This is a genomic window from Rhodococcus sp. SORGH_AS_0301 (assembly GCF_030818285.1).
Taxonomy (GTDB): domain Bacteria; phylum Actinomycetota; class Actinomycetes; order Mycobacteriales; family Mycobacteriaceae; genus Rhodococcoides.
The window spans coordinates 2,366,813-2,390,756 of record NZ_JAUTAC010000002.1; the positions used below are offsets into that span (position 1 = coordinate 2,366,813).

The window sequence follows — 23,944 nt, forward strand, 5'->3', positions numbered from 1 at the left end:
GGCTTTCTCACGAACGGCCGGCCTCCGGCCTTCCCGCCCGTCACCGACCGGCCTCCGGCCTCCCCGCCCGTCACCGACCGGCCTCCGGCCTTCCCGCTCATGACGAGACCGACTCCGATGCGGCCAGCATGCGCTCCGCGCGCTCGACGACGTTGCTCAGCAGGAAGGCGCGCGTGAGGGGTCCGACGCCGCCGGGATTCGGGGACAGGAAGCCGGCGACCTCGTCGACACCGTCGGCCACGTCGCCCTTCAGCCCGTCGTCGGTGCGTGAGACGCCGACGTCGATGACCGCGGCACCGGGCTTGACCATGTCCGGGGTGATCAGTCCGACGACGCCGGCACCGGCGACGACGATGTCCGCGCGCCGCACCTCGGTGGCCAGGTCACGGGTACCGGTGTGGCACAGCGTCACGGTGGCGTTCTCGGAGCGGCGCGTGAGGATGAGCCCGAGAGGCCGGCCGACGGTCACGCCGCGTCCGACGACAACCACATGGGCACCGGCGATGGGGACGTCGTAGCGACGCAGCAGGTGCACGATGCCGCGGGGAGTGCACGGGAGGGTGGAGTCCTCGCCCAGGACCAGTCGGCCGAGGTTGACGGGATGCAGGCCGTCGGCGTCCTTCTCGGGGTTCACGCGTTCGAGAGCGCGGTTCTCGTCCAGGTGCTTCGGCAGCGGGAGCTGCACGATGTAGCCGGTGCAGGCCGGGTCGGCGTTCAGCCCGTCGATGACGGCGTCGAGCTCGTCGCTGGACACGTCCGCCGGGAGGTCGCGCCGGATGGAGGCGATGCCCACCTTCGCGCAGTCGTTGTGCTTGCCGCGCACGTAGGCAGCGGAGCCCGGATCGTCACCGACCAGCACCGTCCCCAAGCCGGGGGTTATCCCACGCTCGCGCAATGCGGTGACCCGCGCGGTGAGGTCGACGAAGATCTCGTCGCGGGTGAGTTTGCCGTCCAGTCGCGTTGCGGTCACACCGCACAGTTTCCCACGCTCGGGCAGGCGGGTGGGACGTGGCAGTCTGATCAGGTGTTCCGTCTGATGTTCCACGAACCGCGTATCCCGCAGAACACGGGAAACGCCATCCGCCTCGTCGCCGGTACGGGGTGTGAGCTGCACCTGATCGAACCGCTCGGCTTCGACCTGTCCGAGCCCAAGCTGCGGCGCGCCGGCCTCGACTACCACGACCTGGCGTCGGTCACGGTGCACCCGAACCTCGAGGCGGCGTGGGACACCCTCGCGCCCGAGCGGGTCTTCGCCTTCACCGCCCATGCCACCACGTCCTACGCGTCGGTGTCCTACCGGCCCGGCGACGTGCTGCTGTTCGGGCCGGAACCCACCGGTCTGGCACCGGAGGTTCTCGCCGACCCCCATGTCACCGATCGCCTGCGCATTCCGATGCTCGCCGGGCGCCGGTCGATGAACATCACCAACGCCGCATCCGTCGTCGTCTACGAGGCCTGGCGTCAGTGCGACTTCGAGGGCAGCGTCTGACCCTCCTGGACAGACCACAGGATCAGCGGAAGTCTCGGGAGCGCAGCAGCACTCGCAGGTCCAGCGTCTCGAGCTTGTCGGCCACCAGCGTCACCACCCCCTCGGCGTTCTGCACGATGCCGCGGATGAACAGGGCCTGTGACAACTGCGCCGCGGAGCGGTACTTCTGCCACAGTCCCACCGAGCACACAACGTTGATCATCCCGGTCTCGTCCTCGAGGTTGATGAACGTGACTCCCGCGGCGGTGGCGGGACGCTGACGGTGGGTGACCGCCCCGGCCACGAGCACCCGATCTCCATCGGCCACCGACAGCAGGCGGTCCGCAGGGACCACGTCCATCTCGTCGAGCCGCTCGCGCAGGAACTGGGTGGGGTAGCTGTCGGGCGAGACCCCGGTGGCCCAGATGTCCGCGGCGGCCAACTCCCACGCACTCATTCCCGGCAGCGACGGCGCGCGCGTCGACGCACCGAGAGCGGGCAACCGGTCGGGGCGCTCGGCCGCCGCGGCCCCGGCAGCCCACAGCGCCTCTCGACGTGTCACACCGAAACACGCCAGGGCGCCGGCGGTGGCCAGCGACTCTGCTTGCGTGACGGAGAGTTCGACACGTCCGGTGAGATCGAGCAGAGACGTGAACTGCCCGCCGGACTCCCGCGCTGCCACGATCTTCTCGGCCAACGCCGTCCCGATGGACCGCACGTCGGACAATCCCAGGCGCACCTCGAGGCCGTCGTTCTCCACGGTGGCGTGGGCGAGACTGGCACGGACGTCCGGCCCGTGCACCAGGACACCGTGCCGTCGAGCGTCGGCCACCAACGATTGCGGCGAGTAGAAACCCATCGGCTGAGCGCGGAGCAGCCCGGCACAGAACGCCGCCGGGTGATGCAGCTTGAACCACGACGAGTAGAAGACCAGGGACGCGAAGCTCTGCGAATGACTCTCGGGGAAGCCGAAATTGGCGAAGGCGTAGAGCTTGTCGAAGATGCGGTCGGCCTTGGCGCCGGTGATGCCGTGCAGGTCGCGCATCCCGTCGTAGAAGCGTTGCCGCATGCGGTCCATCTTCTCCGGACTGCGCTTGGACCCCATGGCCCGGCGCAGTTGGTCCGCCTCGGTGGCCGAGAACCCTGCGACGTCGACGGCCATCTGCATCAGTTGCTCCTGGAACAGCGGGACACCCAGTGTGCGTTCGAGAGCACGTTCGAGCGAGGGATGGTCGAACGTCACGGGCTCGAGTCCGTTACGTCGCCGGACGTACGGGTGCACCGAATGTCCTTGGATGGGACCGGGTCTGATGAGGGCCACCTCGACGACGAGGTCGTAGAACTCCCGCGGCTTGAGGCGAGGAAGCGTCGCCATCTGGGCCCGCGACTCCACCTGGAACACCCCGACCGAATCCGCGCGCTGCAGCATCTCGTACACCGCGGCCTCGCCGAGGTCGAGTTCGGCGAGATCGACGTGCAGTCCCTTGTGCTCCTTCACCAGGTCGATCATGTAGTGCAGCGCCGAGAGCATGCCGAGCCCGAGCATGTCGAACTTCACCAGACCCACTGCGGCACAGTCGTCCTTGTCCCACTGCAGCACGGTGCGGTTCTCCATGCGCGCCCACTCGACGGGGCACACGTCGGCGATCGGCCGATCGCAGATCACCATGCCGCCGGAGTGGATGCCGAGATGCCGTGGGAAGTTCTCGATCTGCGCGGCGAGTTCGAGCACCGGGAGCGGGATGGTGGTCTCGCGGGCCTCGGCGGACAGGTCTCGCCCCGGCACCCCCGACCAGCGGGTGATCTGCTTGCTCCACGCGTCCTGCTGACCCTGCGATGCCCCCAGCGCCTTCGCCATGTCGCGTACCGACGACTTCCCGCGGTAGGTGATGACGTTGGCCACCTGCGCCGCGTAGTCGCGGCCGTACTTGGCGTAGACGTGCTGGATGGCCTCTTCCCGACGGTCGGACTCGATGTCCACGTCGATGTCCGGCGGGCCGTCGCGCTCGACGGAGAGGAACCGCTCGAACAGCAGACCGTTGCGCACCGGGTCGACGTTGGTGATGCCGATCGCGTAGCAGACAGCGGAGTTAGCCGCGGATCCTCGCCCCTGACACAGGATGTCGGCCGTCTTGCAGAAGTCGACTATGTCGTGGACCACCAGGAAGTAGCCGGGGAAGTCGAGTTCGGTGATGACGGCGAGTTCGCGGTCGATCTGGGCGTAGGCCGCAGGTTCGTCCTCGCGTCGACCGTAACGTCGCTCGGCACCGCGCATCGTCAACTCGTGGAGCCACGTGATCTCGGTGTGGCCCTCCGGCACGTCGAACGGCGGAAGCTGCGGCGCGATGAGGTGGAGATCGAACGCGCACTCCTCCCCCAGCGCCCCGGCATGGGACACGGCGGTGGGATAGGCGGAGAACATCGCCGCCATCTCGGCCCCGGAGCGCAGATGGGTTCCGCCGAGCGGCGGGAGCCACCCGGACGCGTCGTCGAGACTGCGCCGCGCACGGACCGCGGCCATGGCCATCGCGAGTCGGCGCCGACTCGGCCGCGCGAAGTGCGCCGACGTCGTCGCGATGACCGGGAGCGACAACCGCTCGGCCAGTTCCGCGAGCACGTCGTTGCGGTCGTCGTCCTCCGCGATTCCCTGACGGGTCAGCTCCACCGTGACCCGGTCCCGACCGAACCTATCGACGAGTTCGCGTAGTGCCTGCTCTGCCGCCGCCGGCCCGCTCTCGGTCAGCGCGCGACGCACGCTGCCCTTGCGGCACCCGGTCAGGATCTGCCAGTGCCCCCCAGCCGCCTCGGCCAACGCATCGATGTCGTAGCGCGGACGCCCCTTCTCGCCCCCGGCGAGATGCGCGGTGGCGATCTCCCGGGAGAGCCGTCGGTAGCCTTCCTGCCCGCGAGCGAGTACCAGCAGATGAGTTCCGTCCGGATCGGCTGCGCCGGTGCGTGATTCGGTCGGCATGCCCAGGTCACCGAGCGACAACTCGGACCCGAAGACGGTCTTCATCTCCAACTCGCGTGCCGCCTCCGCGAACCGCACGACGCCGTACATGCCGTCGTGATCGGTCAGCGCGATGGCGTCCAGACCCAGCCGTACGGCCTCCTCGACCATTTCCTCCGGCTGGGAGGCTCCGTCGAGAAAGCTGAAGGACGAGTGGGCGTGCAGTTCCGCGTAGGGAACGGTGTCACGCGGCCGCACCACCGCACCCTCGTAGGGATCACGCTTGCGCGACCACGCCGGACTGTCACCGCCGTCGCCCATCGCGAGCGGATCGATGACGCGGGGCTTTCCCGAGAGCAGACGCTCCATCTCGGTCCACGTGGGCGGCCCGTCGTTCCAGCCCATGACGCACCCCCACTCTTCGAACGTATGTTCCCATTGGACCATCACCTCCACTCCGACGGCAAGTCGACGGAAACCGTGGTCTCGCCCGGAACCACACCCCCACGGGGACACCCGGTACGAAAGGTGCCGAATGGTCCGCTTCCGTTGCACACTTCCCCTGGAAGCGACCATCGACGACGAAGAGGACATGCCGTGCGAATGCTCACCCGAACCCTTCTCGGCACTGCAGCAGCGATTCCCCTGGCCCTCGCCAGTCCCGGTCTCGCGGCCGCGGCGGAACCCACCGACGTCACCTACTCGTTCGCTGTCGACGGCACGTCCGTCACCAACACCATCACCTCTGCTGCCGACGGCACCCTCAGCTGTGCCACGTCGTTGGCCCCCGCACCGGACGGCGTTCTGCCGCCGCTGGAAGACATTCTCGGACCCGGGCAGACCCTCTACGACGGCGGTGACATCGAGCCCGGCACGTCGACCCAGACGGTGTCCGACGTTCCTCCCGGCTCGTACGTCGTGCTGGCGACGTGCGCACTCCAGGACGGCGACGCGACCGAGGCGATGTGGGTGTCCGACTACCCCGGTTTCACTGAGTACATGGCCACGGTGTTGCCCTGGACCGTGTACACGGTCCAGCAGGCGTCGACGGTGATCACGGTCCCCGAGGCAGCACCGGAACAGGCTTTCCCGTCGCTCGACGACCTCGCGGACGCCTTCGGCAGCTGACCTGTCGACCGTTCGACGGCGGGTTTGGGGAACGGACGAATCGGGCACATCACGGCGATGTCGACTGCCGAACACGCGCCCACCGCCACCGTCTTCGCGCCGTCCCCGCTGCTCACCATCACCCTGGACGCAGCGCCGAACGGCGACACCGAACTCCACGTGCACGCCGGCGGCCAGGGCCACTGGATCGCCCGCATGGCCACCAACCTCGGCATGGACGTGACGCTGACCGGCGCGTTCGGCGGCGAGAGCGGCGGCGTGCTGCGCGATCTGATCCACCGCGAGGGCATCACCGTGCGTGCCGTGGACATCGGTGACGAATCCGGGTCCTACATCCACGACCGGCGCGACGGCGACCGCACCGAGGTGGCGACGATCGATCCCCCGCACCTGGCCCGGCACGCGCTCGACGATCTCTACGGGATCACCCTCGAGTCCGGAGCCTCGTCCGACATCGTGCTGCTGGGGGGCCCGCACACCGAGTCGGTGGTACCCGCAGACTTCTATCGACGGCTCACGACAGATCTGCGATCGCTGTCGAAGCCCGTCGTCGCAGATCTGTCCGGACCGACCGCGACGGCGGCTCTACAGGGCGGTCTCACCGTGCTCAAGATGAGCCACGAGGACCTCATCGAGGACGGACGCGCGGAGTCGGAGGACCCGGACGCCCTCATCGAGGCGATGCGCTCCCTGCACGACGAGGGTGCCGACATCGTGGTTCTCTCCCGCGCAGCGGACCCGGCGCTCGCCCTCGTCGACGGCACGGTGCTCGAGGTGGTCACTCCCGACCTGGAGCAGACGGACCACCACGGTGCGGGCGACTCCATGAGCGCCGGCATCGCCACCGGACTCGCCCGCGGCATGTCCATCGAGGAGGCACTCGCCCTCGGCGGCGCCGCCGGCACCGCCAACGTGACCCGCCGCGGACTGGGTACAGGACAGCAGGGGCTCGTCGAGACCATCATGTCGACGGTCGAGGTACGCCCCTTCTCGTCCTGACCGGCTGCACCCACTCGCAGGAGGCACACGTGCGCGTGCTCATCACGAACGACGACGGAATCGACAGCCACGGGATCGCCGTGCTCGCTCGGGTCGCCCTCGAGGCCGGTCACGACGTCGTGGTGGCGGCGCCGCACGAGGAGCGCAGCGGTGCGAGTGCGTCGCTGTCTGCGCTGCAGAACCGCGACCAGCTCGTACTCTCCCGCGCGTCGATCGCCGATCTCGATGTCGACGCGTTCGCCGTGCAGGCCTCGCCCGCCATGATCGCGTTCGTCGCGACGCGCGGAGCCTTCGGTCCACGGCCGGACATCCTGCTGTCCGGCATCAATCACGGTCCGAACACCGGCTCCGCCGTCCTGCACTCCGGCACCGTGGGGGCGGCCCTCACCGCGTCCACCCACGGGGTTCCGGCGATGGCCCTGTCCCTCGCCGGCCTCGACACGGCGTCTCTCGCCGCGCCTGGCGACATCCACGACCGGATCGACCGTGAGGTCGCCTCGGGCGCTCCGAGCTGGGACACCGCCCACCTCGTGGCCCGTCGCGCACTCGACTGGTTCGTCGACCACGGTGCGGCGGACTGGGTCCTCAACGTCAACATCCCTCCGGTCGCACCATCGGAACTCCGCGGCATCCGCCAGGCCGACCTCGCGGCCTTCGGCGCCGTCCAGGCGGAGATCGGCGACACCGACGACGAGTTCGTCACCGTCCGCTTCGACGCCATCCACGCGCGGGACGACGACGACAGCGACGCCGGCCTCGTCGCCCGCGGATGGGCGACGACCACCGCACTGCGACCCCCGTCGAGGGTGGACGTCGACCTGGCAGAGTTGGAGTGATCGCGTCCTGTCACAGCAGGAGCAGCACGGCACCGACGAGGAGCAGGCCCGGGCCACGCAGGACCTGACGGATCACGTCGACCGGCACCATACCGAACATGGTCACCACGGCGAGACCGTCGTAGACGCGGGGCGGCGCGGTACGGGACCGGACCACGGCGATCAGCGTCGTCGACCCGACAACGATGCCCGCCCACCACGACACCGCCGCCGCTACCGTGACGGCGACGGTGAGCGCCACCAGCGACGGCACCACGAGGAACGCACCGGCCATCGTACGGTCCGGCAGCGCGAGTGAGAACCGTAACGATTTATCCGCCAACATGTCTCGGAACCCGATGCTGGCCGCCGACGTCGCCACGTACCCGGCGAGAAGGCCCACGACGCCCGCCCAGAACGGCATCGACACCGCCGACGCGGCGAGCACGAGACCGAGTCCGGTCGCCAGGACCGCCGGCAGCATCGTGTTCCGGCGATGCCGCATCAGGTCGGACCGCACCAGGGCGCGAACCGGGCCGACCAATCCTCCGGCACGACCCCGCGGGCGCACCGCCCCTCGGCGTCGGTGGGCCCTGGTCTCCAGCGCGGACACGAAGAACCCGACGTCGAGGAAGGACAGTCCCGCCGACCCGGCCGCCAACAGATCGGCCCCCGACGTCAGGGACGTCCGACGAATCCGCCCGAGGCGGGAGACGGCCGCCCACCATCCGGTGACGGCCGCGACGGCGAGCACAGTTGCGCACGCGACAGCTGGCAGAGGCGGTAGAAGCGTCGCGACGCCCGCCGACACGACTGTTCCGAGCTCGATCATCGGCAGCGCGAACGACGAGCTGCGGGACTGCTGCCCCAACACCGCCAGGGCGACTACCAGCGCACCGGCCGCCGCCCCGACGACGGCCAACGGCCACCAGGACGTCGCGCCCGCTATCAGTGCAAGCAGACGAGCGACCAGCACTCCGAGTGCGACGAGCGCGCCGGTCCAGGCGAGCACCCGGCCGCGCAGAAGAGTGCGTCGATCGAGCGGCGTCGAGACGAGCCAGTGCGTCGTGGCCGCATCGGTGACGATCGGTCCGACGACGCGCAGGACATGGAGTGCGGCCGCCGCGACGAGGATTCCGACACCCGCCGATGCCGACGCCGACAGCACCGGGTCCAGCGTGAATCCCGTTCCACGGCCGGACAGCACCCACAGCGCGACGGCCACCGTCGACAAGGCGCCGCCACCCCAGATCGACATCTGCTCGACCGCACTCTCGGTGCTGCGGCGTCGGCGGCGGAGCTCTCGGTGCAGATCGGCGACGGAGGTCATCGCCATGCGTCCGCGACGACGACGACGTCGGCGACCGTGTCGACCATCGCCCTGTCGTGCGAGGCGAGCAGCACGGCCACTCCGGACTCCTTCTCCGACGTCAGTGTGCGAGCGAGCCAGGCGCGCCCGTCCGAGTCGAGATGCTGCTCCGGTTCGTCGAGGACGAGGACGCGACGAGGTCGCACGAATGCAGAGGCCAGTACGAGCCGCCTGCGCTGACCGCTGGACAACGTGACCGGGAGCTGATCGGCGGCGGCGGACAGGGCGAGTCCGTCGAGGATCGCCGTCACGACGGCCTCCGCGTCGTCGACCGCGTGGGCCGTGGCGATCAGTGTCAGATGTTCGCGCACCGACAGGTGAGGAAACATGCCCCCGTCGTCAAGGACGGCCGCGATCGCCGCGCGGGTGGCGGGGTCGGTCTCGTCGAGGTCGGTGCCGTCGAGCAGCACACGCCCCTCGTCGACGTCGTCTGCGCCGACAGCGCAGCGCAGAAGCGTCGATTTTCCGGAGCCGTTGGCACCGACCACGGCGCAGGCCGAGCCGGGACGAGCGGTGAGATCGACGTGCCGGAAGACGGTGAACGCTCCGTGGACACGGGTGATGCCGGACAGGTGCAACATGAGGTCTCTCTCCCACGATCCGAGATGTGAACGGTGTCGTCGGTGCGGAGACGCAGGGCGCCGATCAGCTCGGCTGCGCCTCCGCGAGAGGTCCGGGCGCTCGGGGCATGGGGCGGCCCGGCGTGGCGGGATGGGACTGACGGCGGAAGGACCCGCGCAGTCGGCGTTCGTCGGCGGGAGGGCCGTTTGCCGACTCGACGCGCGTTACGAACGACTCGGGTCGCAGGAACGCGGCGGCGAGCAGAGCCGCCGATACGGTGACGGCCACAGCTACGGCGACCTCGATGGGTTGCAGCATCGCGACGATCAGCGTGAGAGTCGTCGAGAGCACGAGCATCGCCACCGTCAGCCGTTCGCTGATCTGCCGTGCCGTTCGCATGGCTCGAACTGTACCGCCCGGTCTGTCCCCGCTCTCAGAGCTTCCCCAGAACCGTTCACTACAGTCACACACGACCGTGGATGCTCTACCTGACCGATATGGGGATTTTCTGTGACTCGCTGGGCTTCGTTCGTGGTGTCGCGGGCACGGTGGGTCCTGACCGCCGCGATCGTCATCGTTCTGGCAGGCGCCACGTGGGGACTCGGGGTCTTCGGCAGCCTCAGCCAGGGCGGATACGAGGATCCCGGCAGCGAGGCCGTGCAAGTCGCCCGACAGATCCAGGGCCTGGGTACCGCCGCCCCGGACATCATCGTCATCTACTCCGCGCCCGACGGCCGCACGCTCGACGACATCGGCGCGGACGTCACGCCGGTGCTCGACGCGTTCCGGGCGGAGGTGGGTCCGAACGACATCACCTCCTACTGGACGGCCGGACCGGTGCAGAAGCCGTTCCTGGAGAGCAAGGACGGCACGAAGGGACTCGCGACCGTCACCCTCGGCGACGCCAGCGGCATCACGGTCGCGTCGTTCTCGGAGTTGCTCCCCAAGCTCGAGGTCGCCGGCATCGACACGCAGTTCGCGGGCGCCTCCGTCGCCGGCGTCTCCTTCAACACCCAGCTCCAGGAAGACTTGGTCCGTGCCGAGATCATCGCCATCCCGATCACGCTGATTCTTCTGGTCGTCATCTTCGGCGGCGTCGTGGCCGCCGCAGTGCCCGTGATCGTGGGAGCGCTCTCGGTGGCCGGCGCGCTGACCGTCCTGCGCATCTTCACCACGTTCACCGAGATCAGTTCCTTCGCCGTCAACGTCGCCAGCCTGCTGGGTCTCGGACTCGCCATCGATTACGGCCTCTTCATCGTCAGCAGGTTCCGCGAGGAACTCAGGGGCGGAGCCACGTCCCACGGGGCCGCACGACGCACGATGCTCACCGCCGGGCGCACCATCGTCTTCTCCGGTCTGCTGCTCATCTGCGCCTTCGCGGGGATGCTCGTCTTCCCGCAGGCCATCATCCGATCCCTCGGCTTCGGCGCGATGGCGGCCGTCGGATGTGCGGCTCTGCTGTCGTTGACGGCTGTACCGGCCGTCCTGGCCATGCTGGGTGACCGCATCAATGCCATCACCTGGTCCAGGACCGCCTCGGATCGCGGAGATGCACGCGCACACAGGTTCTGGGGCGGGGTCGTCACGAAGGTGATGAAGCGCCCCATCGCTGTCGCCACCCTGATCATCGTCGGCCTGCTGGTCGTTGCCGCACCGCTGGTCAAGGCTCAGTTGGGCGAGGTGTCCTACACCGCGCTGCCCGCCGACGATCCCGCGCGTATCGCGTTCGAAACCCTCGCCTCGGACTTCAGCAGCACCGGCGACAGCGCCACCATCGTGTTGGACGGAGAGTCGGCGCGGCCGGACGGCCCCGCCATCAATGCGGTCACGACGGCTGCGCGCGCTGTGAGCGGGATCGCCAACGTTCAGTTCGGCACGGCCAGCGGCGACTTCGTGGTCATCAACGCGACCTTTTCCTCGGACGTGTCCCAGGAAGCGCAACAGGATGTGGTGCAACAACTCCGCGCGATCCCGGCACCCGACGGAACCGACCTGACGGTGGGCGGAGCGGCGGCCCTGGTCCTCGACGGCAACAACGCCATCGTGAACTGGCTGCCGGTGATGCTCACCATCATGGTGGTGTCGACGCTGATCCTGCTGTTCCTGGCGTTCGGCTCGGTGGTGCTGCCGATCAAGGCTGTTGCCATGGCGGGACTGAGCATGGCCGCGACGTTCGGGGCTCTGACGTTCATCTTCCAGGAGGGTCACGGGGCGGGCCTGCTCGGCGTCACACCGGCACCGCTCGAGGCGACGTTCGTGGTTCTCATCCTCGCGGTCGTGTTCGGGCTGTCCACCGATTACGAGGTGTTCCTGATGTCCCGCATGGTGGAGGCGCGCACGGCCGGTGCCACCACCGAGGAGGCGGTGCTGATCGGCGCCCAGCGGACCGGACGCATCGTGACCGCGGCGGCGTTGATCCTGATCATCGTGACGGGGGCGTTCTCGATGTCCGGACTGTCCATCATGCGATTCCTGGGTGTCGGCATGATTCTGGCGTTGATCATCGACGCCACGATCATCCGTATGCTGCTGGTCCCGTCGCTGGTCAAGCTCATGGGCGAGGCCAACTGGTGGGCACCCGCGTGGATGAAGAAGGTGCACGAAAAAGTCGGCATCGGTCACTGATACCGCCGGTACTTACTCCGCGGTAAGGTCCGCGCATGAGTACTTACGTGGTCACCGGTGGCACAGGATTCCTCGGCCGGGCAGTGGTGCGCCGGCTGGTCGAACGCGACGCCAACGCTGTGGTCCACGCTCTCGTGCGACCGACCTCGGAACACCGCCTGAGCGGCGTCGCGGAGTCGTCCGGTCACCGCGTTCGCCCGCTGATCGGCGATCTCGAGCGACCCGGTCTCGGCATCGACGACTCAGCACTGTCCGCTCTGACAGCGGTCGACCACGTGATCCATCTCGGCGCGATCTACGACCTGACCGCCGGCGAGGAACAGGAATCGACCAACGTGCAGGGAACGGCCGCAGTCGCCGAACTCGCCCGGTCACTCGGCGCCACCCTGCATCACGTGTCGTCCATCGCGGTGGCCGGAGACCATCGAGGGGTGTTCACCGAGAACGACTTCGACCTCGGTCAGAACTTTCCGACGGCGTACCACCGCACGAAGTTCGAGGCGGAGAAGGTGGTCCGCGAGACTCCGGGCCTCACCTGGCGGGTCTACCGACCGGCAGTAGTGGTCGGTGACTCGACCACCGGCGAGATCGACAAGATCGACGGCCCGTACTACCTCTTCCGGCTCATCTCCCTCCTCGCCGAGTTGCCCTCGGCCCTGCCGATGACGGTGCCCGCACTCGGCGCGACCAACATCGTCCCGGTCGACCACGTCGCCGACGCGCTGGTCGCCCTCCTGCACGCCCCGGATCTCGACGGCCGCGTGTTCCACCTCGTCAACCCGCGTCCGCAACCGATGCGGGAGATCTACTCCGCTCTCGCCGACGCGGCCGGCGCACCCCGCGCCGTGGGGAGCATTCCCGGCTCCGTCGTCACGCCGCTGCTCCGCTCGACCAATCGTCATGTCGTCGCCGCCCGCGACGCGGTGTTCGAGAACTACGACATCCCGCCCGTCATGGCCGAGCACCTCACGCTGCCCACCCGATTCGACTCGACCCTCACCCGTGCCGCACTGAACGAGGCGATGGGCGAGAACGCGGCCCGCGTACCGGAGTTCCGCACGTACGCACCCGCACTGTGGTCGTACTGGCGTGCGCATCTCGACCCGTACCGGGCGCGACGCGATGATCCGGCCGGTCCGCTGGTCGACCGACACGTCGTCATCACCGGCGGTTCCTCGGGTATCGGCAAGGCCTCGGCCTTCGCGGCGGCGCGCAAGGGGGCTCGGGTCATCCTCGTCGCCCGCGACGAGGAGAAGTTGACGGCGGTGGTCGAGGAGATCCGGGCGACCGGCGGCGACGCCCATGGCTACGTCTGCGACATCACCGACGACGCGTCCGTCGCCGAGACCGTGCCCGCGATCCTGCGCGACCACCACCACGTCGACATGCTCGTCAACAACGCGGGCCGATCGATCCGGCGCTCGCTCACGCTCTCGACCGACCGTCTGCACGACTTCGAGCGGACCATGGCCGTCAACTACTTCGGTGCGCTCCGCCTGATCCTCGCTCTGCTCCCCCACATGCGCGAGCGGAAGTACGGCCACATCGTCAACATCAGCAGCGCCTCGGTGCAGAGCCATCCGCCGCGCTTCGCCGCGTACGTGGCGAGCAAGTCCGCGCTGGACGCCTTCACCTCGGTCGCCGCGTCGGAGACTCTGGCGGACGGCGTCTCGTTCACCACCGTGCACATGCCGCTGGTCGACACCCCGATGATCGCCCCGACCGGCAACAAGAACGTCAACAAGGTCGAGACGCCGGAGAAGGCCGCCGCGATGGTGATGCGGGCACTGATCGAGAAGCCCAAGCGCATCGACGTTCCCACCGGAACCGCCGCGGAGTGGGGCAACCTGCTGATGCCTCGCTCGAAGGACCGCGTGCTGGCGTCGTACTACAAGGCGTATCCGGACAGCGCCGCCGCCAAGGGAATCACCGACACCAGCTCGTGGTCGTCCGGTCCCCGTGCACCGAAGAAGAACCGACGCGAGTTCCGGATGCCCCGGGTCGTGCGGCGGGCCGGACGATGGGTTCCCGGCGCCCACTGGTGATGTCACAGATGCCGGCTCTCTCTCGTCCTACTCTCGAACGGGTTCCACCGAGGACTCGCACGAGGGAAGGATGACGCCATGCGGATCGCAGTGGCAGGCGGAACGGGCGCAGCGGGGCGGCACGTGGTGGAGCAGGTGCGGGCGCGAGGACACACTCCCGTGGTACTCGCGAGATCGGCCGGAATCGATCTCGTGCGGCCGACGCCGGAGCTCGACCGGGCACTGACGGACGTCGACGCGGTGATCGACGCCGCGAACGTCACGACGATGTCGGCGCGCGCGTCCGAGAAGTTCTTCGGCGCCGTCACGTCGACGTTGCTGGCCGCCGGTGAGCGCGCGGGAATCCGTCACCACGTGGCGTTGTCCATCGTGGGGTGCGATCGTGTCGACTACGGCTACTACGCCGGTAAACGTCTGCAGGAGAAGCTCGTACGCGAGTCGACGCTGCCATGGACGATCCTCCGTGCGACGCAGTTCCACGAGTTCACCGATCAGGCTCTCGCGATGACTTCGGGTCCGGTCGCGATGGTCCCGGCGATGCGGAGTCAGCCGGTCAGCACCGCCGAGGTCGCCGCCCACATCGTCGACCTGGCGGTGGGGACACCGCTCACCTCGGTCGTGGAGTACGCCGGTCCGCGCCCGGAGTACCAACCCGATCTTGCCCGGAGGCTGCTGCGCGCGCGTGGATCGAAGCGTCTCGTCCTCCCCCTGCGGCTGCCGGGCGCCGGGGGTCGCGGCATGGCGAACGGTGGGCTCCTTCCCGGTCCGGACGCTGCGCACGGTGACGAGACGTTCGATCAGTGGCTCGCGCGCGTGGGTGCCTCGACCCGGTGAGTGTCACCGACGACTTCGTCCGCGTCCGCCCACGGCTGGTCCGCATCGCCTACGCCGTCCTCGGTTCGCACGCCGACGCCGAGGACGTCGTGTCCGACTGCTGGCCGAAACTGGTCGCGGCCGATGCGACGTCACCCGTTCTCGACGTCGAGGCGTGGGCCGTGGTCGCTGTCTCGCGCGCAGCACTGGACGTGCTGCGGTCGGCCCGCGTGCGACGAGAGACGTACGTGGGACCGTGGTTGCCCGAGCCGTTGGTCGGACCGGCCGACTCGCCGCCCGACCGGGTGACGCTCGACGAGAGCGTGCGCTTCGCGCTCATGGTGGTGCTCGAGACGCTGTCCCCGGCCGAACGCACGACATGGGTCCTGCACGACGTGTTCGACGTCCCGTTCGACGAGATCGCGCGGATCGTGGGCCGCACTCCGAATGCCGTGCGGCAGCTCGCGTCTCGTGCACGACGGCACGTGACGGAGGGGGCTCCACGTTTCGCGGTGTCGCCCGAGCTGCATGCCGGCGCCGTGCGTGACTTCACCCGTGCCGCCGGTACGGGAGTGCTCGCCGATCTGCTGACGACGTTGGACCCCGACGTCGTTCTCGTCAGCGACGGGGGCGGAGTCGTCTCGGCGGCACGGCGTCCCGTGATCGGCGCCGACCACGTCGCGAGATTCCTCCTCGGCATCGCGGCGAAGGCGGGAGACGGTCTGCGGGTGCGTCCGTGCCGTGTGAACGGCAGAACGGGACTCGCCCTCGTGGCGGGCGACGGGTTGGTCGGCGTCGTCTCGTTCGAGGTGTCGTCGACGGGCCTGGTGTCGCGGATCGACATGATCCGGTCACCAGCCAAGCTCGCGCTCGTCGACCCCTCGGTCTGGCAGGACCGACCCGACAGCTAGCGGCCGATCGAGTCGAGGGACGCGAGCGTGCGCACCACCGCGCTCGCTGCCTCGACACCCTTCTTCTCGAGGTGCTCCGCGAAGAAGCTCGTGTGGTCGGCATGCTCGTGGAAGTGGTGCGGGGTCAGCACCACCGAGAACACGGGCACATCGGTGTCGAGCTGCACCCGCATGAGTCCGTCGATGACGGCCGTCTCGACGAAGTCGTGCCGGTAGATACCGCCGTCCACCACCAGCGCCGCCGCGACGACGGCCGAGTACCGGCCCGTGAGCGCGAGTCGCTTGGCGTGCAGGGGGATCTCGAACGCACCGGGCACCTCGAAGGTGTCCACGTCACGCCCGAACTCCCGCACGAAACCCTGGCGCACCCGGTCCACCAGTTCGCGATGCCAGGTGGCCTGGACGAAGGCCACCGAGGGAGTCGCGTCCGTCGTCATCGAACGGGCGCCAGCACGGTCAGCACCGGCGCCGCGGTGACGATCGAACCGAGTTCACTGCGACCCTCGGGCGTCGCCCGGAACGCGCGGTAGGCGGCGTCGGCCTCGACGCTGGCCCAGCTCTCGACGATGACGACGTGCGCCGGATCCTTCACGTCCGCCGTCACCTCGACACCGAGGCATCCCTCGAACGCGCGGGTGGCGACGAGGGTCTCGTCGATGATGCGGTGCGACTCCTCGAGGCGGGCGGGATCGAGACGCAGTTCGAGCAGAGCGGTGATGGCCACGGGACGTCCGTTCGGTCGGGGATCGCTGTCGATGCCAGTTCACCACGCGTGTGGTCAGCCCCAGTTGGCGGCATCCGTCAGGCAGAACGGATGGCCGGCCGGATCGAGGAGAACGCGCCACGTCTCGCCCGGCTGCGGCTCGGCGAGCGTCGCCCCCAGCTCGATCGCACGGGCCTCGGCCACCGGGATGTCCTCGACTTTGATGTCGAAGTGGAACTGCTTGCTCCCGTCGGGGTTCGGCCAGGCGGGTGGGCGATAGCCGTCCACGCGGCCGAAGCCCAGCGCCGGGCCCCCGTTCGCGGGAGAGAGCATGGCGTAGTTCTCGCCGTCACCCATCGTCTGGGTCAGACCGAGGAACGCCGCCCAGAATTCGGCCACCGGAGGAACCTCGGCACAGTCCAGGGTCGTCATCGCCAGTCGCGTCGTCGTCATGACCTCAGCCTCCCTCACGATCGGCACCGTGACTTGAACAAACGCGCCAGCCCGAGCGGTACGGTTCGCTCCGTGGCGGAGGATCCGTTGACCCGAGCAGGCCGACGCGCGCAGTCGGCGATCCTGCACCCCGCGCGTGCGGAGGGTCGGATCACCGTCGGCCGCTCCCGCCCTCCCGACGACCTCTCGACCCTCGTCGACTACTTCTGGTGGGTGGAGTGGCACTGCCCCGAACCGCACGTGCAGGAGGTCGTCCCGCGCCCGGTGGTCCATCTGACGGCGGAATCTCGGGACGGCGCTCCGCGGCTGCTGGTGCACGGCGTGATGCGACGTCGCTTCCAGCGCACCCTCGTCGGCGACGGGCGCACGGTCGCCGCAGCGTTCCGTCCCGCAGGTTTCCGCCCCGTTCTCGGCCGGCCCGTGAGCTCGATGACCGATCGGGTCGGGACCGTCGCGGACGTGCTGGGCACCGACGATCGCCGACTCGCCGGTCTCCTCCTCGACCCGGACGCGGACGTCACCACGTGTGTGGACCGACTGTCCTCGTGGCTGATCGAGCGGACAGCGACGGCCGACCCCGTGGCCGCCGACATCGCGGACCTCGTGGAGCTGGCCGAGACGGACACGACGGTCATCCGGGCGCAGCAGCTCGCGGATCGTGCGGGAGTGAGCCTGCGGACGCTGCAGAGACAGTTCGCCGACCATGTCGGCATCGGGCCCAAGTGGGTGGTGCAGCGGTGCCGACTCCTGGACGTCGCGGGTGCCGCGCACACCGACGGCACGGTGGACTGGGCGGCGCTCGCCGCCGACCTCGGATACGCGGATCAGAGCCATTTGATCCGGGCGTTCACCGCCCTGGTGGGTGGTCCCCCCGCGCGCTACCGAGCGGACACCTGAGTCACCCGTCCCGCGTGTGCGCCTCCCGCGCCTCGTCGACGAGGCGATGGATACGGCGTGCGACCTCGTCCAGCTGATCGACGATGTCGCGCCGAAGTTGGTCCACCGCATCCTGATCCAGCGGCACCGCGGGCGCACGATCGGGGTCACCGATCTCGATGAGCAACTCGATGTTGGTGCGCAAGGCGGTGAGCGGCGCCAGCAGCTCGGTACCCGCGTCGACGATGAGGTGGTTCTGTGCGAGCCGCGAGCGTTGCAGGGCCGCCAGCATGTCGTTGAACCGATCGGCGAGATGCGCCAGCTCGTCGTCACCCACCACGGCAACCGGACTGAGGTCGCCGGTCTCGGTGATCCGCCGCGTGGCGCGGGTGAGTCGGCCGACCGGTCGCAGGCCCGTCCGCGCCACCAGGTACCCCGACAGCCCTGCCAGCACCACCAGTGCGCCGCCCACCGTGACGAAGATGAGGAGCAGTCCACTCATCACCCCGTCGAGCGACCGGTAGGATTCTCCGACCAGCACCGTCGACCCGCTCGGCGCCTTCTCGATGGCCACCGCGTAGCCGTTCAGGTCGGTGACGACGCGGTCCGACTCCCCCGCGACCACCGACGCGACCACCGGTTCCAGCACGCCGTCGGGAGAGGCGAACGGAGTGAAACTTCCGGACGCGGAGTACACGTCACCGTCCTCGCTGACGATGCCCACCTGCAGATAGCGTCCCGCGCGAGGTCCGGCAGCGAAACCGAAGGCCGCGGGCGAGAGTCCGGAGGAGTCACTGGCGATCAACTTGTCGGCGTCCCGGCCGACCCGATCGGCGAGCTGCGCACGCAGAGCGTCCTCGGTGACCATGTAGATCACGAAGGAGCAGATCGCGACGGCCAGCGCCGCCACGCTCACCGTGAGAAGTCGGATGCGACTCCGCAGCGACAGCGTCGCCGCGCGGGGCCGGGTGACGGTCATGACACGACGGTAACCGGCGGATCGTTCGGCGGCTGTGCGGTCCTATCGACCGCGTGCGAACCGGTACCGCACGGCTCGGCCCCAGATCGGGAGGAAGCCGACGGTCATGTAGGCCAACGGTCCCACCGTCCCGCCCCACTTGACGATGCTGAGCGCACTCGACACGGTCGCGGTCGTGTCGGTGATGCGGCGGGTGTCGCGGTGGAGGTAGAGGTTGACGACGTTCTCGGTGATGTCCGCGGTGGCCGCGACGGCCGGGGCGGCGACGAGCACCGCGCGCAACGACCGCGACATGGGAACCAGCTCGGCGAGCCGCACGGCGCCCAGCCGCAGCGCCGCCGCGTAGAGCACCGGGTGGTGGAAGTTGGCGTGGTATCCGTTGGTCAGCTCCCGCGCAGCGCGTGGACTCATCCCGTCGACGACCGACCGGTAGCGCGCACCCGACGGACACACCTGCAGTTGCGCGTAGGCGGCCCCGCCCTGGCCGGTGACCCTGATGAGGCTGAGCTCGGACACGGCGTACATCAGGGCCCGAGCAGCGAGTTCGCCGTCGGTCCGGGTCACGGTGAACTGCTGGGTGGGTGCCGTCATGCGCCGACGGTAACGACTGTGGTCGCCAGGGACGGCGAGGACGTCGTCGGTTCTGGACGCCTCACAGGGCGCGGGGAGTTTCCTGGTGCTCGGCGAGGAACGGGCCGACCGCGGCGTCGAACTCGGCGAACCGATCCCGATGCACACTGTGGCCGCTGTCCACGGCGACGACCCGGCTGCGCGGCACCAGCGCCGTCATCGCCTCGAGGCGCGCGCGGTCGACCATGCCGGTGGGACCACCCACGACCAACAGCACATCACTCTCCATGTGCGTAAGCGCCTCCCACCACAGCGGATCGGGGGCGCGGAACTGGGTGAGCGCGGACGAGGTCATCGACCGATCGAAGGCCAGCACGGCGCGGGGGTGTCGGATCACGCTGGTCGTGGCGTGCAACAGTTCGCGCGCGGACGGGAACTTCGTCGTGATCGACGGGGTCTCGTCACCAGGACGGATGGGGAGTGGGGCCTCCTCGACCACGAGCTTGCGCACCGTCGTCGGACGGCGTTGGGCGACGAGCGTCGCGGCGTGGCCTCCCAGGGAGTGGCCGACGAGGTCGACGCGAGTCAGCGAGAGATGATCCAGGAGCGCCTCGAGGTCGTCGCCGAACTCACCGAACAGGTAACTCCGTGCGCGTCCGCTGCGGCCGTGCCCGCGGAGGTCCGGGACGACGACACGGCGGCCCCGCCGAACCAGTGTGCGCGCGAACGCGTCCCAGGTGTGGCCGTCGCCGCCCATGCCGTGCACCAGCACGACGGGCGACCCCAGCACGTCGTCACCACCGGAATCTCGATAGTGCAGCCGCACGCCCTCGGCGTCCACCACACCGTCCGTCATGATCATCGAGCCATCCTCCCAGAGCCGCCGACCCTCACTCGTGGAGCATGGGCACCGATGTCTGCTCCTCTCGCCCGAGCAGCACACCGCGCGTGAGCGCGGAGGTGCCGAACCGGCGCTGCACTCCGTCGAGCGCCTCGTCCAGGGCCGTCCGGTCGATGGTCGGATGCTCGTCCTCCGGCGTCTCGAACGGCAGCTCGAGCTGCATCGCGGCGCCGTCCTCGAGATTCGACACCGCCACGCCGACAAGGGTGAGGCCCTGCATCGTGATGGTCGACATCGATGCGCCCAGCAGCGATCGGGCCGCGGTGAGCACGACGTGGGTGTCGGCCGTCGCACGGCTCAGCGTCGTGGATCGCGTCGCTCGCGTGAAGTCGTCGAAACGCAGGCGCAGCGTGATCGTGCGACCTGCCCGGTGACCCTTCCGCATGCGGTGAGTGACACGGTCGACCAGTCCGACGAGGGCTGCGTCGATGTCCGCCGGGGTCTTGTGACGACGCCCCAGAGCATGTTGGGCACCCACCGACCGCCGGCTCGTGCCGGTGCTCACCGGGCGCGCGTCGACACCGTTCGACAGGGCGTGCAGGTGCCGACCCGCGGCCGATCCGAGGACGGCGGCCAGCGCGCCCTCGCGGTGCGCGGCGAGGTCACCGATGGTGCGGATGCCCTGCGCGTGCAGCTTGTCGGCGGTGATCCTGCCGACGCCCCACATGCGCTCCACCGGAAGCGGATGCAGGAACTCGAGCTCATGGTCCGGCGGAACCTCCAGCAGGCCGTCGGGCTTGGCGACGGCACTGGCGATCTTGGCGAGGAACTTGGTGCGCGCCACCCCGACGGTGATGGGGAGACCGACATCCTCCGCCACCGTGCGACGCAGGTCCCGAGCGATGTCCGACGGCGATCCGGACAGCCGCGCCAACCCGGTGACGTCGAGGAAGGCCTCGTCGATGGAGATGCCCTCGACCAGCGGGGTGATGTTCTCGAACACCTCGAAGACGTCCTTGCTCGCCTGCGAGTAGGCGGCCATCCGGGGCGGCACCACCACCGCCTGCGGGCACAGAGCGCGCGCCTGCCGGCCACCCATGGCCGTCTTCACGCCGAAGGCCTTGGCCTCGTAGCTCGCCGCCAGAACCACACCACCGCCGACGATGACGGGTCGCCCGCGCAGCGACGGGTCGTCCCGCTGCTCCACCGAGGAGTAGAAGGAGTCGAGGTCCGCATGCAGGATCGTGGCCTCGCCCGTGCGTTCCCGTGCGCGTTCCGCCGTCATTCGTAGATCCCTTCCACGAACCATCGTCCACCGTCGTGCAGGACCAGCAGGGCACGGGTGTCCTCCAGCAGCACCTGCGCCCGTGCCACCTGGCGGGCCGTGGAGGTGGCGCCGAGATCCCACCACCGCTCGTCCGCCGCCCACGGTCCCGCCCAGCCGTGCAGCACCCAGCTCCGCGATCCCCAGTCGACCCGGCCGGGCACGCGATCGAACATGCCGCGCTCGGTGACCTGCACCGCCACTCCCGACTCGTCGGTCACGGCGATCTCCGGACGCGTCGGCATCAGCGCCGAGGGCGACGGGGACGGCAACCGGCCGGGCCACGGAGCGGAGGGATCAGCATCGGGCACCGGCTCGTCGCCCCACGGCAGCATCGTCACGCGCTCACCCGGCCCCCGACCACCGCTGAGCACACCCACCTGGACGGCGTCGCCGCCCAGCAGACCCTGCACCCGCACCAGGGCACGGCGGGCCCGCTCGTCCTCGTCGCCGACTCCGCCCCACAGTCCCAGCTGCAGCGCACCCGCCGACACCACCTCCACCGGCTCGAGACGCAGCAGGACGATGCCGGCGGTCGGCTTGTTCTCACTGCGGCCGGTGAGCCAGCCGTCGAGCTGCCATCGCACGCGATCCGCGGTGCCCTCGGGAGTGAGCGGTTCCGCGCATCGCCACGTGCGGGAGAGGTGTTCACCGTTGGCCGTGGTGGCCTGCACCAGCAACCGGGTGCAGGCCACGGCCGCGGCCGACAGCGTCACGTGCAGTCTCTCGGCCAGGGCGCGACCCGCGAACGCCGCCGCGTCGACGCGATCGATCGGAGGGTCGCAGCGGTACTCGACCTCGAGATCGGGAGGAAGCACGCGCGCCGAGGGCGGCCGCTCCGGCTCACCTCGCGCGCTGCGGTGCGCGAGAACCGCGTCGGTGCCGAAGCGGGAGGCCACGTCCACCGGTGACAGTGCCCCGAAGTCCCCCACCGTGCGCAGACCCAGCCGCACCAGCAGATCCACCAGATCCACCCGCTCCGGCGCCGCGAGAGACGGTTCCGCCGACAGCTCGGCCACCGGGAGCGGAGCCAGGAACTGCGCGCCGCTCCCCCGCGGCACGATCGCGCCGTGCCGAGCCGCGACGACGGCCGTCGACACCTCGTCGGCGATCCCCACCTGGCACTCGACACCGACCGCCGCGACGGTGTCCACCAGTCGCTCCGCCGCGGCCTCCTCCGAACCGAAGTACCGCGCCGCACCGCGCGCCGACAGCAGCAACAGGCCGGGCCGCAGCACCTCGATACCGGGCACCACCTCGTCCACCGCCGACGCGACCGGCTCGAACAGTCGCGCGTCACGATCCGGATCCGCCCGCGCCACATACAGTTCCGGACAGCGGGCCTGCGACTCACGGCGTCGGCCGCCGCGACGGACCCCCTCGGCGCGTGCCGTCGCGGAGCAGGCGACGACACGATTGGCGGAGACCACCGCCACCGGCGACGAGGCCGGGATCTCCGCCGCGGCGGCAGCGGCCACGGCCGGCCAGTCGGGGCACCACAGAGCCAGCACCCGGCTCCGACGGTCGGTGCTCACGACGGCAGCGCTTCCAGCACCGGATCCTGATGCGACACGGCGGAGTCGGCCGATCCCCACTCGACCCCGTCGCCCGTGGACGTCAGGGTCAACCGGCCGGTCCGCGGCCGGACGGCACGGCCCTGCACCTCGACGCCCAGATGCACGGCGCGCACCCGGCCGTGACCCGTACGGGCCCCCGAGCCGAGCCCGCCGTACCCGCGGATGCGGGCGTCCAACCGGAGTTCGGCGCCGTCCCAGCGTCCGTCGGTGACGATCAGCGTGGCGCCCTTGTTGCGCGCCCGAGCGACCACCGCCCGCGCTCGCGACGGCGGCACCGACATGCCGCCCAGCCCCAGCACCACCAGATCGATGCCGTCGAGCAGCACGGCGGCGACCTCCACCGGGTCCGGCCCGGGATCCGGGACCAGCGCCACCCGCTGCAGATGCGCCCCCATCTCCGACGCCGCCAACAGTCCCAGCCGCGGCAGACCGATGACGGCGGCGTGCCGTCCCGATCCGGTGACCGACGCCAGGATCCCGAGGAGCAACGATCCGGCGCCGGACACCGAGACCACCGTGCCGCGGGCCAACCCACCCTCGGGGAGCAGCGCCGACAACGCCTCCGGGACCGGGAGAACCGGGCGGACCCGGGCCGGCGCGGGATCCGGGGCAGGCGCGGTGGCCGTGAGGGTGACCGGTGCGGCAGGAGCGGGGGCATCGGCCACACGCGCAGGTGAGGACCGGATACGACGCCGCAGGAACTCGATCCGCTCGGTGCGGGACAGCCCTTCGAGGCCTTCGAGATCAACGGAAACAGGCATACTCACTCCCCGGTCGGGACGGTCGAGACTGCGTTGGAGACCCGGGGGAAGACCGAGAATTCGAACATACTTTCGAACGCTCACATCAGTAAAGCCGCTGCCCGTTCGAACGTCAAGACGCCCGGAAACGTCCTGGTGACAGCCCTGCCCGGCACTCGATCGGCTCGTCCGATAAC

23 protein-coding genes are annotated in these 23,944 nt (G+C 69.6%); 9 read left to right on the top strand and 14 right to left on the bottom strand.

What is annotated here, in order from left to right; genetic code table 11:
- Window positions 1-97: 97 nt before the first annotated feature.
- The gene (locus QE397_RS11635) at window positions 98-970 is read right to left on the bottom strand and encodes a bifunctional methylenetetrahydrofolate dehydrogenase/methenyltetrahydrofolate cyclohydrolase (protein WP_027503763.1); all 873 of its coding nucleotides are present in this window, start codon (window positions 968-970) and stop codon (window positions 98-100) included.
- A gap of 54 nt (window positions 971-1,024) precedes the next feature.
- Between QE397_RS11635 and QE397_RS11640 the strand changes: the two genes are divergently transcribed.
- Complete coding sequence (locus QE397_RS11640; protein ID WP_285188645.1) at window positions 1,025-1,489, top strand: tRNA (cytidine(34)-2'-O)-methyltransferase; 465 nt, start codon at window positions 1,025-1,027, stop codon at window positions 1,487-1,489.
- A 22-nt stretch (window positions 1,490-1,511) separates the two neighbouring features.
- Here the strand turns inward: QE397_RS11640 and QE397_RS11645 are convergent, their stop codons facing one another.
- Window positions 1,512-4,823, bottom strand: coding sequence for an error-prone DNA polymerase (locus QE397_RS11645; protein WP_307093453.1), 3,312 nt, complete (start codon window positions 4,821-4,823; stop codon window positions 1,512-1,514).
- A 198-nt stretch (window positions 4,824-5,021) separates the two neighbouring features.
- Between QE397_RS11645 and QE397_RS11650 the strand changes: the two genes are divergently transcribed.
- The 3 genes from QE397_RS11650 to surE are packed head-to-tail and all read left to right on the top strand — an operon-like array spanning window position 5,022 to window position 7,381.
- Window positions 5,022-5,546 (top strand): hypothetical protein, encoded by a 525-nt coding sequence (locus tag QE397_RS11650; RefSeq protein WP_307093454.1) that lies wholly within the window; start codon window positions 5,022-5,024, stop codon window positions 5,544-5,546.
- Between the two features lie 57 nt (window positions 5,547-5,603).
- A complete protein-coding gene (locus QE397_RS11655) occupies window positions 5,604-6,545 on the top strand; it encodes a 1-phosphofructokinase family hexose kinase (RefSeq protein ID WP_307093455.1) in 942 nt (313 codons plus the stop codon).
- Between the two features lie 29 nt (window positions 6,546-6,574).
- Window positions 6,575-7,381, top strand: coding sequence for a 5'/3'-nucleotidase SurE (gene surE / locus QE397_RS11660; RefSeq protein ID WP_307093456.1), 807 nt, complete (start codon window positions 6,575-6,577; stop codon window positions 7,379-7,381).
- A 10-nt stretch (window positions 7,382-7,391) separates the two neighbouring features.
- On the opposite strand, the gene QE397_RS11665 is transcribed toward surE, so the two are convergent.
- The 3 genes from QE397_RS11665 to QE397_RS11675 all read right to left on the bottom strand — a co-directional run bounded on the left by QE397_RS11665 (window position 7,392) and on the right by QE397_RS11675 (window position 9,689).
- Window positions 7,392-8,696: a DUF6297 family protein gene (locus QE397_RS11665; protein ID WP_307093457.1), complete on the bottom strand. Its 1,305-nt coding sequence runs from the start codon at window positions 8,694-8,696 to the stop codon at window positions 7,392-7,394.
- Complete coding sequence (locus QE397_RS11670; RefSeq protein ID WP_307093458.1) at window positions 8,687-9,310, bottom strand: ABC transporter ATP-binding protein; 624 nt, start codon at window positions 9,308-9,310, stop codon at window positions 8,687-8,689. The genes QE397_RS11665 and QE397_RS11670 overlap by 10 nt, the downstream gene beginning before the upstream one ends.
- Before the next feature lie 64 nt (window positions 9,311-9,374).
- A complete protein-coding gene (locus QE397_RS11675) occupies window positions 9,375-9,689 on the bottom strand; it encodes a DUF6412 domain-containing protein (protein WP_307093459.1) in 315 nt (104 codons plus the stop codon).
- A gap of 111 nt (window positions 9,690-9,800) precedes the next feature.
- Between QE397_RS11675 and QE397_RS11680 the strand changes: the two genes are divergently transcribed.
- The 4 genes from QE397_RS11680 (at window position 9,801) to sigJ (ending at window position 15,684) form a co-directional block, all read left to right on the top strand.
- Window positions 9,801-11,915 carry an MMPL family transporter gene (locus QE397_RS11680; RefSeq protein WP_307093460.1) on the top strand — a complete coding sequence of 705 codons (2,115 nt, stop codon included), beginning with the start codon at window positions 9,801-9,803 and terminating at the stop codon, window positions 11,913-11,915.
- A gap of 35 nt (window positions 11,916-11,950) precedes the next feature.
- Window positions 11,951-13,960 (top strand): SDR family oxidoreductase, encoded by a 2,010-nt coding sequence (locus QE397_RS11685; protein ID WP_307093461.1) that lies wholly within the window; start codon window positions 11,951-11,953, stop codon window positions 13,958-13,960.
- A 78-nt stretch (window positions 13,961-14,038) separates the two neighbouring features.
- The gene (locus QE397_RS11690) at window positions 14,039-14,794 is read left to right on the top strand and encodes an SDR family oxidoreductase (RefSeq protein WP_307093462.1); all 756 of its coding nucleotides are present in this window, start codon (window positions 14,039-14,041) and stop codon (window positions 14,792-14,794) included.
- Complete coding sequence (gene sigJ, locus QE397_RS11695) at window positions 14,791-15,684, top strand: RNA polymerase sigma factor SigJ (RefSeq protein ID WP_222627294.1); 894 nt, start codon at window positions 14,791-14,793, stop codon at window positions 15,682-15,684. Before QE397_RS11690 ends, sigJ begins: the two co-directional genes overlap by 4 nt.
- Here sigJ and QE397_RS11700 read toward each other — a convergent pair.
- The 3 genes from QE397_RS11700 to QE397_RS11710 are packed head-to-tail and all read right to left on the bottom strand — an operon-like array spanning window position 15,681 to window position 16,840.
- Complete coding sequence (locus tag QE397_RS11700; RefSeq protein WP_027503771.1) at window positions 15,681-16,121, bottom strand: 6,7-dimethyl-8-ribityllumazine synthase; 441 nt, start codon at window positions 16,119-16,121, stop codon at window positions 15,681-15,683. The two genes, sigJ and QE397_RS11700, sit on opposite strands and share 4 nt — an antisense overlap.
- Complete coding sequence (locus QE397_RS11705; protein ID WP_027503772.1) at window positions 16,118-16,408, bottom strand: putative quinol monooxygenase; 291 nt, start codon at window positions 16,406-16,408, stop codon at window positions 16,118-16,120. Before QE397_RS11705 ends, QE397_RS11700 begins: the two co-directional genes overlap by 4 nt.
- Before the next feature lie 54 nt (window positions 16,409-16,462).
- The gene (locus QE397_RS11710) at window positions 16,463-16,840 is read right to left on the bottom strand and encodes a VOC family protein (RefSeq protein WP_307093463.1); all 378 of its coding nucleotides are present in this window, start codon (window positions 16,838-16,840) and stop codon (window positions 16,463-16,465) included.
- 72 nt (window positions 16,841-16,912) lie between these two features.
- Here QE397_RS11710 and QE397_RS11715 point away from each other — a divergent pair, with 72 nt between their 5' ends.
- Window positions 16,913-17,737, top strand: a complete 825-nt coding sequence (locus tag QE397_RS11715) for a helix-turn-helix domain-containing protein (protein WP_307093464.1) — start codon at window positions 16,913-16,915, stop codon at window positions 17,735-17,737.
- 1 nt (window position 17,738) lies between these two features.
- On the opposite strand, the gene QE397_RS11720 is transcribed toward QE397_RS11715, so the two are convergent.
- The 6 genes from QE397_RS11720 to QE397_RS11745 form a co-directional block, all read right to left on the bottom strand.
- Window positions 17,739-18,695: a sensor histidine kinase gene (locus QE397_RS11720; RefSeq protein WP_027503775.1), complete on the bottom strand. Its 957-nt coding sequence runs from the start codon at window positions 18,693-18,695 to the stop codon at window positions 17,739-17,741.
- 42 nt (window positions 18,696-18,737) lie between these two features.
- Window positions 18,738-19,286, bottom strand: a complete 549-nt coding sequence (locus tag QE397_RS11725) for a hypothetical protein (RefSeq protein WP_307093465.1) — start codon at window positions 19,284-19,286, stop codon at window positions 18,738-18,740.
- A gap of 61 nt (window positions 19,287-19,347) precedes the next feature.
- Entirely contained in the window at window positions 19,348-20,127 is a 780-nt protein-coding gene (locus QE397_RS11730) for an alpha/beta fold hydrolase (protein WP_056442467.1), read from the bottom strand.
- 28 nt (window positions 20,128-20,155) lie between these two features.
- A complete protein-coding gene (gene dinB, locus QE397_RS11735; protein ID WP_307093466.1) occupies window positions 20,156-21,391 on the bottom strand; it encodes a DNA polymerase IV in 1,236 nt (411 codons plus the stop codon).
- Window positions 21,388-22,965 carry a DNA polymerase Y family protein gene (locus tag QE397_RS11740; RefSeq protein ID WP_027503778.1) on the bottom strand — a complete coding sequence of 526 codons (1,578 nt, stop codon included), beginning with the start codon at window positions 22,963-22,965 and terminating at the stop codon, window positions 21,388-21,390. Before QE397_RS11740 ends, dinB begins: the two co-directional genes overlap by 4 nt.
- The gene (locus tag QE397_RS11745) at window positions 22,962-23,768 is read right to left on the bottom strand and encodes a hypothetical protein (RefSeq protein ID WP_056442476.1); all 807 of its coding nucleotides are present in this window, start codon (window positions 23,766-23,768) and stop codon (window positions 22,962-22,964) included. Before QE397_RS11745 ends, QE397_RS11740 begins: the two co-directional genes overlap by 4 nt.
- Window positions 23,769-23,944: the final 176 nt, after the last annotated feature.

Bases quoted from the DNA above. Each gene is read 5' to 3' on its own strand.
- QE397_RS11645 (WP_307093453.1), bottom strand. From the start codon at position 4,823: ATGGGCTGGAACGACGGGCCGCCCACGTGGACCGAGATGGAGCGTCTG.
- QE397_RS11650 (WP_307093454.1), top strand. From the start codon at position 5,022: ATGCTCACCCGAACCCTTCTCGGCACTGCAGCAGCGATTCCCCTGGCC.
- QE397_RS11655 (WP_307093455.1), top strand. From the start codon at position 5,604: ATGTCGACTGCCGAACACGCGCCCACCGCCACCGTCTTCGCGCCGTCC.
- QE397_RS11665 (WP_307093457.1), bottom strand. From the start codon at position 8,696: ATGGCGATGACCTCCGTCGCCGATCTGCACCGAGAGCTCCGCCGCCGA.
- QE397_RS11670 (WP_307093458.1), bottom strand. From the start codon at position 9,310: ATGTTGCACCTGTCCGGCATCACCCGTGTCCACGGAGCGTTCACCGTC.
- QE397_RS11675 (WP_307093459.1), bottom strand. From the start codon at position 9,689: ATGCGAACGGCACGGCAGATCAGCGAACGGCTGACGGTGGCGATGCTC.
- QE397_RS11685 (WP_307093461.1), top strand. From the start codon at position 11,951: ATGAGTACTTACGTGGTCACCGGTGGCACAGGATTCCTCGGCCGGGCA.
- QE397_RS11690 (WP_307093462.1), top strand. From the start codon at position 14,039: ATGCGGATCGCAGTGGCAGGCGGAACGGGCGCAGCGGGGCGGCACGTG.
- QE397_RS11700 (WP_027503771.1), bottom strand. From the start codon at position 16,121: ATGACGACGGACGCGACTCCCTCGGTGGCCTTCGTCCAGGCCACCTGG.
- QE397_RS11710 (WP_307093463.1), bottom strand. From the start codon at position 16,840: ATGACGACGACGCGACTGGCGATGACGACCCTGGACTGTGCCGAGGTT.
- QE397_RS11720 (WP_027503775.1), bottom strand. From the start codon at position 18,695: ATGACCGTCACCCGGCCCCGCGCGGCGACGCTGTCGCTGCGGAGTCGC.
- QE397_RS11725 (WP_307093465.1), bottom strand. From the start codon at position 19,286: ATGACGGCACCCACCCAGCAGTTCACCGTGACCCGGACCGACGGCGAA.
- QE397_RS11730 (WP_056442467.1), bottom strand. From the start codon at position 20,127: ATGATCATGACGGACGGTGTGGTGGACGCCGAGGGCGTGCGGCTGCAC.
- dinB (WP_307093466.1), bottom strand. From the start codon at position 21,391: ATGACGGCGGAACGCGCACGGGAACGCACGGGCGAGGCCACGATCCTG.
- QE397_RS11745 (WP_056442476.1), bottom strand. From the start codon at position 23,768: ATGCCTGTTTCCGTTGATCTCGAAGGCCTCGAAGGGCTGTCCCGCACC.